Genomic DNA, 12,876 nt, shown 5'->3' on the forward strand with positions numbered 1-12,876 from the left:
AAAAAATGGTCTCTTTAAAGAGGCCATTTTTTATATCTATCAGGTGCAAATCCGCCCCTGCTTCTCATCGCTGCTGAGCTGAAAATTTGCTATAGTCATCATTCGCTCATACTTTTGATGCTTCTCTTATGCAGTTTAATCCACGCTACTCTTCTCTCGATACAAAGCTTTTTCATCAACAGCAACCAAGCCCATTACGCGGTGCTAAAGCAGGTCATTTCAATGAAGCCTTAGCCGATGAATTACAATGGAGTGCAGAGGATAAAGCCAACTGGGTTGAGATTTGTAGTGGACAAAAAACCTTTGCTGAGTTTCCTCCTTTAGCTATGGTTTATGCAGGGCATCAATTCGGACAGTGGGCAGGTCAACTGGGTGATGGACGAGGATTGCTGATCGGACAAATCCTAGATCAGCATGGACAAACCATAGACCTTCATCTAAAAGGAGCAGGCTCTACGCCCTACTCTCGTATGGGTGATGGAAGAGCTGTATTACGTTCCGTGATTCGTGAATATCTTGCAGGACATGCGTTAAATGCACTTGGTGTCGCATCGAGCCATGCTGTGGGATTCACCACCTCATCCCAAGGTGTACAACGTGAAACATTAGAACTCGGTGCAATGCTTTTACGTACATCTGACTGCCATATTCGTTTCGGTCATTTCGAATGGATTAACCAATATGCACCAGCACTTTTAACTGATTTCACGCAGAAGTGTATCGAATGGCACTATCCAGAATGCTTAGATGCAGATAATCCAATTCTTGCTTTTGCCCAGAAAGTGATTGAGCGTACCGCTATCATGATCGCAAAATGGCAACTGGTTGGTTTTGCGCATGGGGTGATGAATACCGATAATTTAAATATTACAGGTTCAACTTTAGATTTTGGTCCTTATGGATTTATGGAACGCTTCCGTCCAAACTGGATCAATAACCATTCAGACTATCAAGGTCGATACACCTACCAAAATCAGCCAAGCATTGGCCATTGGAATCTTTGGACTTGGTTAAATAATCTGATTCCTCTCGCAACACCTGAAAATAAAGAACAGTTCAAACTGGATTTAGCAAAATGTCTGGAACAATTTGAACCAACTTTCTTAGAACATTATGGACAAGGCTTATGTCAAAAGATGGGATTGCCTCATTTCCACAAAGATAGTCTGGATTGTAGTTTTGCATTCTTGAGAATTCTTCAAACAGAACAACTCGACTACACTCAAAGTTTTATTCGCTTACAAAATCAGGAATATAAAATACTACGCGATGATTGTTTGGATTTACGTCAATTTGATGCTTTCCTCCAACAATATCAAGAAATACGTAAACATCAGGATATCGACGCATTAGATCACGCTATGCAACAAGCAAATCCACACTATGTATTACGCAATCATATGGCGCAAAAAGCCATCGAGCTTGCAGAGCGTGGAGATTTTAGCGAAGTTGATCGTTTGTTTAAGTTACTGAATCTACCTTATAGCAAACAACCTGATCTAGAAACGGCTGAAGATATTGCTCCTTTGCCGAGTGACGTCCCTGAGATTTCTGTCAGTTGTTCGTCCTAAAGGATCAATATACAAAAGGAATAAAAACAATGAAACCTTGGATAGCGATATGTGCCAGTATCATTATTTTGCTGATTGGGATAGGGCTATATGTTTACAGAGCCTATATTCCAAGCACAATGATGCCGACAGGCTCAGTCATGCCACAATCATTATCCGACGAGGAAATCATATACATTAGAGACAACACCCCGATTACCAAGATTGAAGTGTTTAAGCATCAATGGATCTTACAACTCAAGCATCACAACGAGATTATTCGTGAGTATCCAATGCGCTTAGGGTTTAACCCTTTAGGTCATAAACAATTCGAGGGGGATGGAAAAACACCTGAAGGGACATATAGCATCGACTGGCGCAATCCCAATAGCGCCTATTATAAATCGTTGCATATTTCCTATCCAAATGAACAAGATGCCGCTTATGCAAAACAACAAGGACGATCAGCAGGTGGAGATATTATGATTCATGGTAGTGTGCCAAAGGAATATCTTAATTTACCAACCAGTATGACTTATTTTCCTCAGGGAGATTGGACACTTGGTTGTATTGCGATTAGAAATATTGATATGGATGAAATCTGGCAATTGGTGGATAACAATACTCAAATCGTAATCCACCCATAATGCTCTAAATGCCCCCAAATAATTGTAGATATAAGCAGCACAAAGCTCAGAAAAATATCCACATTTTCTGTGGATAAACTTGTGGTTATCCACAGGATAAGACCATTAGAATAAATGAGCACTATTTAGATACTCAAAACAAATTAAGATAGTTATCCATCCTCTCTTTTAGGAAATGAGTAGCTATGACAAAATAAGCAAAATATAAATGAGATCTTAAAAATGTATCGGACAACATTAATAAAAACAATTTTTGCGTGTGTCTTTTTAAGTTTTAGTTGTTCTTCATTCGCCGCCCCATTGTCAATCTCAAATGAAGATACCCAAGTAATTTCTAGATCCGCTCTAGGCGCTTGGGTACTAAAACAAGACTTAAAACAACCTCGCATGAACTGTGCGATTCGATTTATACCCTTACAGGATTCAGAGACTAGTTTTTCCATTTTCGGGCCAACCAAACAATCGTCGAGTGCGACCATTTTGTTTCAAGGAAAAAATATCCCAACAGCCCGCTCCCCTCAAGATGCACGTGTTGAACTGGTACAAAAAAAATTAGCCTCAACGCCACTTAAAGCTCAAATTTTACCGAGTCAAAATACAGGAATACTTGCAGTCAGTACCGGAGACATTCATCAAACCCTAAAATCCATGCGTGATGCTGAACACGATCTACAATTGCGCCTCAATTATGCAACCATTTTCAGCTTAGATTATGACGGTCTTGCTCTAGCGCGTAATGCCATGCTGGATTGTATTGCAGGTAAAACAGTCAAAACCAAAACATTGAAACAGGCTACAGCTGAAATTCGACCATTGGGTAACTCAACTATTACTGGACAAGCTTTTTACAAAGGTGCAATTCTTGCGAAAAAGCAATACCCGCCAAAAGGAAGTCAAGCAGTTGGATTAATCTGGATGACAGATGAGTTTAAAGCATGGTACGAACAAGTTAAGCGCAACCAAAAGATCCCTGAGCAAATTCCTGAGAACATTCTTAAACATTTTATGTCTACACGTATTTTAGATGATCAAGGACATTTTAAATTCACTAATCTACCCGCAGGTGAATACATCCTCGTTGCAAATTTTTCTTATGAAAAAAGTGTTAGCCGTACTGAAGTTGTAGGAAGAACCGATGTCTATGTAGGCAATCAACATATTGGTTCAAATGATCAGATTGCACACTGGAGCTATGTGATTAAAGAAGGTACTTCCTTTGAAAAACCCGTATCCATTCCAAAAGATGGTGATAGTGTAAATATAATTTTAGACAAATCCCAAATCATGTGTTTCTTGGTTTGTTTCTAAGTTTATATGTTGATTAAGCTTGCCTTATTACGACTCTAAGGCAAGCTTTTAGATTATTCAGGATATTCAAAACGATAACCTACACCATACACCGCTTGAATCCATTCATGGCGATTGCCTGTGTCTGCAGCCTCTGAAATCTTACGGCGCAGGTTTTTAATATGGCTATCAATCACACGATCTGCCACATCAAAACTGTCAGGATTAATGTGATCTAAGAGTTGTGCACGTGAATACACTTGCCCTAAGTGCTCCAAGAACAACTCAAGTAAACGAAACTCAGTTGGTGTCAAAGTTAATGCTTTTTGTTGATACCAAATGCGTTGCTGTGCTTTATCGATGCGGAATAAATCATTTTGTTCTGGTTCAGCCTTACGCTCTAAACGACGTAACACCGCCTGTACACGAGCAACTAATTCTTTTGGACTAAAAGGCTTACAGATATAGTCATCAGCACCCATATTCAAACCCAATACACGATCAATTTCTTCAGTTCGTGCGGTTACCATAATAATCGGTAAATCTGACTGCTCTCGCACTTTACGGCAAATGGTCAAGCCATCCATACGAGGTACCATCAAATCCAAAATCATCAAATTTGGTTTGCGTTGCTGAAATTGAGCATAAGCATCTTGACCATCATGAAACATGCTCACTTCAAAACCAGCAGCTTCTAAATAGTCTCGAACCAGCTGAGCCAGTTCAACCTCATCTTCCACCAACATAATATGTTTCATGATTTTCATCCTATTTTACGATCCTCAAACTGAGGACAACGACGTTATTTAATTTGTTTTGGGAAAGTCAGTACACAACGTAATCCACCTAATGGGGAATGCTCAAACGTCAGTGCACCGCCTAATGCTTGTGCAAGTTTACTAGAGAGCGCCAAACCTAAGCCTGTGCCGCCTGTGCTACGTGTTCGTGAATCATCAACACGATAGAATCGCTCACCTAGGCGCGCCAATTGCTCATCACTCACTCCCAATGGACTATCATCCACATACAATATCCACTGTTGTTGATCTTGTTGAGTGTGAATCTGTATTTTTCCGCCTTGTTCAGTATAGCGCACACAGTTTCCAAGCAAATTCACAATAATCTGTTTAAAGCGATCACGATCTAAAGATAACAATGCTCCCTCACCCGATAGCTTGACCTCGAGTTGGTGTTGTTCAAAAGTAGCTTTAAAATTATCGACCTCTTGTAGCACAACCTCCCAAGGATTGACCTCAGCAAAGTAACATTTCAGTTGCTGTGCTTCCGCCTGTGCTAAATCAGCCAAATCTTGAGTCAATTTCTTTAAACTTGATACCTGACGCATCATTGCCTCAAGATGCTCTGGTGTTGCTTTGCGAATCCCGTCTTGCATCGCCTCAATTTGTGCCTGCAATACTGCTAATGGTGTTTTTAGCTCATGTGATGTATCTGCTACCCACTGACGACGTGATTGTTCATGCTGATATAATATATCTGCTAAATGATTCAATTGGTTTGACAGATCACCAAGTTCATCGTTTCGCTTAATCACCACCTGATGTTGATAATTACCACGGGTTAACTCTAAAGTGGCTTGCAACAAACGTTGAATCGGTTTTTTAAAATAAGTCGCCATTAACAAGGCCGCAACGAGACTCGATAACAAAGTAAGTGCATAAACCAAAAGTAAATAACGCTTTTGATTACTAAAGAAATTAATACTGGAAGCATCATCCTGATCCAAAACTGGTTTGAGGCCTAGATAGCCCACCACTTTTTCATCTACAACAATAGGACGATAGGACAACTGATCCGAAGATGGTTCACCGACAATGAATTGTTGATTTTCATTATATAAAGATAGACGAGAACTTAATCCCAAACGATCGGGTATTGATACAAAACGTTTTTTTGCTTGTGTATTTAAATTGGCGGCACTGGATTTGTTTTCCTGACTCCCCTCCGATCCTTCTTTTTTCAAACGGAACTGGCTTGGACTTAATGGAAAACGTAATCCCTCAAACGGCTGATATTCTGAGGGTAAATTTTGTTTTAAAACCTGTAATTCTTCTTCATTAAAAATCTGCCGACTTCTGATCTCCGCATTATTTTGCGTCAACGTTGGTGAAAGATTTAATAAGGTATGATCATTAAAATAACGTTGTTGTAAGGCAATATCATACTGTCTACGTAACCACCACTGTGAGAGACGGTCATAATCATCTGGCGCCGCTGTTCCTTCAATTTGCAGAATTTGAGCCTGAATCGCATTGCCCCAGTCATGGTATATTCTGTAGACATTGCCAAGATTGGCAATCAGACGATCCAACTTCTGCATTTCAACATCAGCCACATAACGTGCAAAGTTTTTTTGCATCGTCCAATGCAACACACCTAAGCTAATCGTCGCGATCAGCAAAGTCGTCAGCAACACAGTGAGAAATAAGCGTAAAGCGATCGGAACACGACGAACATTCAAAATTTAAGTCTCAATATTGTTCTACTTATGAATTGTACCCAACATGCTTGAAAAAAACTCTCCATTGTTTCTTCATCTTTATTATTTAATCTTTATTCATTAAATCACAATCGATGATACTGGATAAAACAATGAACAAAACTAAACTTATTTTGATGACGGCACTCCTTGGTTCTACTGTGGGCTTAGCAGCTTGCCAATCGACACCAGCACAAAAACCATCAATGCAAGATCAACATCACCCTCATCCTAAACGCGAACTTACACCAGAACAACGGGCTGAGTGGCAAGCCAAACGTGAACAACGCCTACAATACCGTGAACAGATGCGAGCAAAGCATCAAGCTGAACGAGCGAAAATAGAGCAGGCTTGTCAAGGAAAAAAGATTGGTGAGCGCGTCAATGTTCAGTTAAATAACCGAGTAATCGAAGGGACTTGTGAAGTACGCTTTACCCCTGATAAATCACAATTTAAAAGACAAAACCATGCAACAACCTAAACTCAAGTATCTAGAGCACAGGCGCCTTTGAGCGCCTTTTTTATTGACATAATTTAGTATAAAAATCACATTTATGCACCTTTACACAGCTGCTTACGATTTTAGCGATCGAAATTAAGTAAAAACCTAAAAAAACACATACAATCTCAAGGCTTAAACAGGCTACATAACAATCTTTGACTTAGCAGTCACTAAGAAATGACCTGTAATAGCTTGTACCGAACTATAACTTGTTGCACGATTAGCGGTACAAAATGGTGCCATTGGGCACATTTATCATTGACTAAGATTATAACTCTGGTTTCACCAGTATTGAGGAACCCGCTATGCCACAATACAAAGCACCCTTACGTGATATGCAGTTCGTATTGCACGAATTATTAAATGCTGAAGCACACTATGCAAAACTGCCTGCATTTCAAGGCACCGTAAGCCGTGAATTGGTTGATCAATATTTAGAAGCAGCGGCTGATTTCTGTGAGAATGAGCTTTCTCCATTAAACCAAGTGGGTGACCGTGAAGGTTGTACTTGGAATGACGGTGTTGTGACTACGCCTACAGGTTTTAAAGAAGCGTATCAAAAATATATCGAACTTGGTTTCCCATCACTTTCTGCAGATGAAGAATTTGGCGGACAAGCATTACCAAACTCTTTAGGGATCACCATCTCTGAAATGGTAGGTACAGCAAACTGGTCTTGGGGTATGTACCCAGGTCTTTCTCACGGTGCTGTACGTACTTTAGAACACCATGGTTCTGACGAGCAAAAAGCAACTTACTTACCAAACCTTGTTTCAGGTGTTTGGACAGGTACGATGTGTTTGACTGAATCTCATGCAGGTTCAGACCTTGGTATTATCCGTACCAAAGCAGAACCAAATGACGATGGTAGCTACGCAATCTCTGGCGAGAAAATCTTTATCTCTGCTGGTGAACATGACATGGCTGACAATATCATCCATATCGTTCTTGCACGTTTACCAGGTGCGCCAAAAGGCACTAAAGGTATTTCATTATTCATCGTTCCTAAATTCAACTTAAATGCAGATGGTTCTATTGGTGAACGTAATGCAGTTCGTTGTGGTTCGATTGAACATAAAATGGGTATCCATGGTAACGCAACATGTGTAATCAACTTTGATAAAGCAAAAGGTTACTTAATCGGACCTGAAAACCGTGGCTTAAACTGCATGTTCACATTTATGAACACTGCACGTATCGGTACTGCAGTTCAAGGTTTATCTGCTTCTGAATCTTCTTTCCAAGGCGCTTTGGCTTATGCGAAAGATCGCTTAGCAATGCGTTCACTTTCTGGTCCTAAAGCACCTGAAAAAGAAGCAGATCCAATCATTGTTCACCCAGCTGTTCGCAACATGCTTTTAACTCAAAAGTCATTTGCTGAAGGTGGTCGTGCACTGGTTTACTTATTGGCTCAATATGCTGATATCGTTGAAAAAGGCGAAACAGAAGAAGAACGTAAGTTTGCTGACAACATCCTATCTTTGTTAACGCCAATTGCTAAAGCGTTCTTAACTGAAACTGGTTCTGAATCTGCGAAGCACGGTGTACAAGTATTTGGTGGTCACGGCTTCATTTCTGAACACGGTATGGAGCAAATCGTACGTGATACACGTATTGCTTGCTTATACGAAGGCACAACTGAGATCCAAGCACTTGACTTGTTAGGTCGTAAAGTATTGCAAACTCAAGGTGCAATGCTGAAAGATTTCACCAAGATCATCCATAAATTTGTTGAAGCGAACAAAGACAATGCAGCAATGCAAGAGTTCGTTGCGCCATTGGCTGCTGCTAACAAAGAATGGGGCGACATCACCATGCAAATTGGTATGCGCGCAATGCAAAATCCTGATGAAGTGGGTGCAGCTGCAGTTGATTACTTATACTTCGCTGGCTATGTAACGCTTGCTTACCTATGGGCACGTATGGCGCTTGTAGCACAAGAGAAATTGGCTGAAGGCACAACTGATGTAGACTTCTACAATGCGAAAATTACTACTGCACGCTTCTACTTCAAGAAGATCTTGCCACGTATTCGCTCTCACGTAGACGTTCTTTCAACAGGTGTTGAGCCATTGTTTGAACTTGACGCGGAACACTTCGCGTTCTAATCATAGATTAGAATGAGATGCAACGTTCATCACAAAAAAAGGACTGGTCAGTTTTGACCGTCCTTTTTTTGTTTAATCAATGCTAAATTTACCTTATTCATTTATTTGTTCGTTTTATTTGATCACTTTGCACATCAACTGTGCGTAGAAGGGAACGATTATGCCAATTTACAATGCTCCTTTAGCAGACATGAAATTCATCTTAAATGATGTATTTAAAGCAGAACAATTTTGGCAGTCTAATGAGAAACTTGCTCATGTAGATGCTGCAACCGCAGAAGCAATTTTAGAAGAAATGGCAAAATTTGCCCAAAACGTTACTCACCCATTGAACCGTACAGGTGATGAAGAAGGCGCGCGTTGGGAAAATGGCGATGTATTTACACCTGCTGGTTTTAAAGAAGCTTTCCGTCAATACGCTGAAGGCGGCTGGATCGGCTTAGGTGCGGATGAAGAATGGGGCGGTCAAGGCATGCCAAAAATGCTCACCGTTCTTTCTGATGAGATGTTGTTCGCAACCAATCCATCATTCATGCTCTACCCGCTTCTTTCAGTGGGTGCAGGTATGGCATTAAATAGCTATGCATCACAAGAGCAAAAAGAAACTTATCTACCTAAAATCTATTCAGGTGAATGGTCAGGCACCATGTGCTTAACTGAACCACATGCAGGTACAGATTTAGGGATTATCAAAACTAAAGCTGAGCGCAACGAAGACGGTACTTATAATATTACTGGTACTAAAATCTTCATCACTGGCGGTGATAACGACCTAGCTGAAAACATCATTCACTTGGTTCTTGCAAAAACGCCTGATGCGCCAGCTGGTTCACGTGGTATTTCTTTATTTATCGTACCAAAATTCCTGGTAAATGAAGATGGTTCTTTAGGTGAACGCAATCCAGTAGGTCCTGGTTCAATCGAACACAAAATGGGGATCAAAGCATCTGCGACTTGTGTCATGAACTTTGACGGTGCAAAAGGCTACCTCGTTGGTAAAGAAAACGAAGGTCTTGCAGCGATGTTCGTGATGATGAACTACGAACGTTTGTCTATGGGTATCCAAGGTCTTGGTGCTTCTGAATTTGCTTACCAAAATGCAGCACAGTATGCGACTGATCGTCTACAAGGCCGTAGCGCAGCTGGGGTTCAATCTCCAAACAAACCTGCTGACAGCATCTTAGTTCACGGCGATGTACGTCGTATGTTGCTCAATGTACGTGCTAACAATGAAGCATCTCGTGCATTTGCAGTTTACGTTGGTCAACAACTTGATATCACTAAGTTCTCAACTGATCCAGAAGCAGTGAAAAAAGCCAATGATCGCGTTGCATTGTTAACCCCAATTGCAAAAGCATATCTTACTGATACCGCATTCCAAGCTACTTTAGATGCACAAATGGTATTTGGTGGTCACGGCTATATCCGTGAATGGGGTATGGAACAATGTATTCGTGATCTTCGTATTGCTCAAATCTACGAAGGCACCAACGGCGTTCAGTCTCAGGATTTAATTGGTCGTAAAGTGATTAAAAATGGCGGTGCTTTCATCGCTGAATATATTGCTGAAATCCGTGATTTTGCAAACACATTAGATGCTGATTTGAACTTCATTAAAGATGCGACTTTAGATGCAGCAACAGAAATTGAAGCGGTTACTCAATTTATCATTGAACAAGCGGCTGAAAATGTAGAGTTCCCGAACTCAGCTGCGGTCGATTATTTACATGCGGTTGGTTTACTCAGCTTCGCATATATGTTCGCGAAAATCGCTGCTGCTGCGAAAGACAAATCTGGTGAATTCTACCAAAGCAAGCTCGCTTTAGCTCAGTACTTCGTAACACGTATTTTGCCTGAGTTAGAATCACGCATTAAGAAAGTTGAAGCAGGTTCTGATTTAATCATGGGCTTTAGCGAAGATTACTTCACGAATCAAGCTTAATTAAAACAGACTAAAAAAACGCCTGATCTTTCAGGCGTTTTTTTTAAACAAAAAAAATCATTTTAGCGTTTTAATTTTTCTACTAAAAAATCTGCCGTAATATTTACGCTCGGTAATAGTCCACGCCTAGTGAGCATTAACAAACTTGTCGTTACGCCGCCTGCCGACCAGTCAGGTAAAACATTGACCAAACATCCATTTGAGAGTTCATGGGCACAAAAGGTTTCTGGTAACAATGTAATGCCGATTCCCCGCTTCGCCGCGCCCTTTAACACTTCTGACTCATTTGCCATAAAGCGAATATTCGGTTGAACAATGACTTTTTCGCCCGTCACATGTTGAAAATGCCAAGGATTCATTTGCAGATCAGACCATAAACCTTGATGATTGACCAAATCTTTTGGCGAATTTATTGATGGCGATTTTATTAAATAAGCGGGTGACGCAACTGCAATGATCTTTTCACTAGTCAACACGCGTTGAATTAACCCAGAGTCTGGCAAAGGCTGGAAATGACTTCGGATCACAATGTCAAAGTTCTCGCTCATCACATCGACAAAACGATCAGTGACTTCTAATTGTATCAACAACTTTGGATAACGTTCTGCCAGTTCAGGTAAGTAATCAGACAAAATATACTGTGCAACAGGTACCGAAGCACTCAACCTGACCACACCACTTGGCTCTTGCTGCTGCATTAATAAGCTTTCTTCAGCATAACGAAATTCATCTACGGCATTTTTAGCATGTTGATAAAAAAGCTTACCTGCTTCACTTAATACAAAGCTACGTGAACTACGATGAATCAAGGTGAGACCCAACTTATTTTCTAGTGCAGCGACACGCTTACTTATGGTTGATTTGGGCAAATTGAGTTGCTTAGCTGCAGCGGAAAAACCTTGATATTCAACAGCCACCACAAATAGAAAAACATCATTTAGATTTTGTCTGAGTAACATACGTCAATGTCCATATATGTAGACAATAAGTTGCAGCATACCTGACTATTCGAAACTTTCCTGTCGTTTTATGATGATTTTACATCACATAAAAGAGTAATCATCATGTCAGTTTTAACCTTATTTTATGGTATCCCTTCAGGCTGTTCATTTGGTTCAATCGTTGCATTGGAATGGTCAGGTGTACCCTATCAACTGTGTAGAATCGAGATACCTGCTCAAAGCCATACCGAAGCATATTATCCAATCAATCCACTGGGTGAAACGCCCGCACTCATTTATGACGATGGCATAGTTGTCAATGAAACGATGGCGATCTTGAACCATATAACGGCAAAAAGCTCAAATCCGGCTTTTCATTATCAACAAGGGACTGAAGCATTTAATCTGTTTAATCAAAAACTCGCTTTTTTGAATACCACCTTATTCAATGCCTTTGCTCCATTGTGGTATTGCGTTGAGCACACTATGCCAGAAGATTCTAAACAGGTACTCCAAGATTATGGAAAAGTCTTAGTGGAAAAGGCATTTACTGCTTTAGAAGCCGCTTTAACACACCACACTTGGCTGATGGGAGATCAACTATCTTTTGCCGACGGTTACTACGCAGGCATAGCACGATGGTTAAAATATCATAATGTCATTGATATTCATCGTTTTCCAAATTGCCATCGCCTTTATCAGGAACTGCAAAATCAAGCAGCCGTTCAATTTGCGCATGCGATTGAACAACAACACCAAGCAGAGAGTTCTGGTCAGTTTTTAGGTCATATATCTCTTGAAGAGATCTATCAACAGTACCCAGGTCTAAAATAGTCTTTCATCCCAATTATAGAACTGCCGAAGTTATTGGATTGAGGCAGTTCTATCTATCGACTTTTATAAAAGCATTCTGGAACTTGTATAATGTGCTTAATCTCAAGAGATTGATTTAATATAAAAAAAGCAGACCTAAGCCTGCTTGAATTCAGTTTCTGATTATGAAACTCGATACACACGATATTTAGAATCGACTAAAACATAATGGCCTTGTATCTTCATCCATTGATAACCACGTGGTGGCTGATACAAACGATGTTGACGATAATTAGATATTACATAGCGACTATTACGGAATTGCGATGGAATACGCTCACCACGTTTAAATGTAATACGTTGACCATAATGATTTCCACGATCCGCATTTGACCAATGAGGTGGCTTACGTTGATCATTGCGATGGTCATAGCGGTCGTAACGATGATCATAACGATCATTGTGATCATTTTTCCAACGGTTTGATGGCTCAGCCACTGCACATGCAGACATACCAAGCATAATCGTTGAAACAAGCACTACCAATGTCTTTTTCATTATTTGATCCTCTATTCTTTAACCTGAACT

11 protein-coding genes are annotated in these 12,876 nt (G+C 40.4%); 7 read left to right on the top strand and 4 right to left on the bottom strand.

Going from position 1 to position 12,876, the window contains the following annotated elements; translation table 11 throughout:
• Nucleotides 1-128 precede the first annotated feature (128 nt).
• The 3 genes from DK207_RS02025 to DK207_RS02035 all read left to right on the top strand — a co-directional run bounded on the left by DK207_RS02025 (nt 129) and on the right by DK207_RS02035 (nt 3,505).
• Nucleotides 129-1,571 carry a protein adenylyltransferase SelO gene (locus DK207_RS02025; protein WP_109439757.1) on the top strand — a complete coding sequence of 481 codons (1,443 nt, stop codon included), beginning with the start codon at nt 129-131 and terminating at the stop codon, nt 1,569-1,571.
• A gap of 29 nt (nt 1,572-1,600) precedes the next feature.
• Nucleotides 1,601-2,197: a L,D-transpeptidase family protein gene (locus DK207_RS02030; protein WP_109439758.1), complete on the top strand. Its 597-nt coding sequence runs from the start codon at nt 1,601-1,603 to the stop codon at nt 2,195-2,197.
• Nucleotides 2,198-2,419: 222 nt separating this feature from the next.
• Nucleotides 2,420-3,505, top strand: coding sequence for a hypothetical protein (locus tag DK207_RS02035; RefSeq protein ID WP_109439759.1), 1,086 nt, complete (start codon nt 2,420-2,422; stop codon nt 3,503-3,505).
• 53 nt (nt 3,506-3,558) lie between these two features.
• On the opposite strand, the gene DK207_RS02040 is transcribed toward DK207_RS02035, so the two are convergent.
• Nucleotides 3,559-4,242 (bottom strand): response regulator, encoded by a 684-nt coding sequence (locus DK207_RS02040; RefSeq protein ID WP_109439760.1) that lies wholly within the window; start codon nt 4,240-4,242, stop codon nt 3,559-3,561.
• A gap of 44 nt (nt 4,243-4,286) precedes the next feature.
• On the bottom strand, nt 4,287-5,963 hold the full coding sequence (gene baeS, locus DK207_RS02045) for a sensor histidine kinase efflux regulator BaeS (RefSeq protein WP_109439761.1): 1,677 nt from the start codon (nt 5,961-5,963) through the stop codon (nt 4,287-4,289).
• A 131-nt stretch (nt 5,964-6,094) separates the two neighbouring features.
• On the opposite strand from baeS, the gene DK207_RS02050 reads away from it, so the two are divergent.
• From DK207_RS02050 to DK207_RS02060, 3 genes are all read left to right on the top strand, one after another.
• The gene (locus tag DK207_RS02050) at nt 6,095-6,463 is read left to right on the top strand and encodes a heavy-metal resistance (protein WP_109439762.1); all 369 of its coding nucleotides are present in this window, start codon (nt 6,095-6,097) and stop codon (nt 6,461-6,463) included.
• Nucleotides 6,464-6,789: 326 nt separating this feature from the next.
• Nucleotides 6,790-8,592, top strand: a complete 1,803-nt coding sequence (locus DK207_RS02055; protein ID WP_005089176.1) for an acyl-CoA dehydrogenase C-terminal domain-containing protein — start codon at nt 6,790-6,792, stop codon at nt 8,590-8,592.
• 160 nt (nt 8,593-8,752) lie between these two features.
• Nucleotides 8,753-10,534 carry an acyl-CoA dehydrogenase C-terminal domain-containing protein gene (locus tag DK207_RS02060; RefSeq protein WP_109439763.1) on the top strand — a complete coding sequence of 594 codons (1,782 nt, stop codon included), beginning with the start codon at nt 8,753-8,755 and terminating at the stop codon, nt 10,532-10,534.
• Between the two features lie 62 nt (nt 10,535-10,596).
• Here DK207_RS02060 and DK207_RS02065 read toward each other — a convergent pair whose 3' ends face one another.
• On the bottom strand, nt 10,597-11,493 hold the full coding sequence (locus DK207_RS02065; protein ID WP_109439764.1) for a LysR substrate-binding domain-containing protein: 897 nt from the start codon (nt 11,491-11,493) through the stop codon (nt 10,597-10,599).
• Between the two features lie 105 nt (nt 11,494-11,598).
• Here DK207_RS02065 and DK207_RS02070 point away from each other — a divergent pair, with 105 nt between their 5' ends.
• Nucleotides 11,599-12,309 carry a glutathione S-transferase family protein gene (locus tag DK207_RS02070; protein ID WP_109439765.1) on the top strand — a complete coding sequence of 237 codons (711 nt, stop codon included), beginning with the start codon at nt 11,599-11,601 and terminating at the stop codon, nt 12,307-12,309.
• A 162-nt stretch (nt 12,310-12,471) separates the two neighbouring features.
• Here the strand turns inward: DK207_RS02070 and DK207_RS02075 are convergent, their stop codons facing one another.
• Nucleotides 12,472-12,846, bottom strand: a complete 375-nt coding sequence (locus DK207_RS02075) for an RcnB family protein (protein WP_109439766.1) — start codon at nt 12,844-12,846, stop codon at nt 12,472-12,474.
• Nucleotides 12,847-12,876: the final 30 nt, after the last annotated feature.

The organism is Acinetobacter haemolyticus (assembly GCF_900406815.1).
Classification (GTDB): Bacteria; Pseudomonadota; Gammaproteobacteria; order Pseudomonadales; family Moraxellaceae; genus Acinetobacter; species Acinetobacter haemolyticus_A.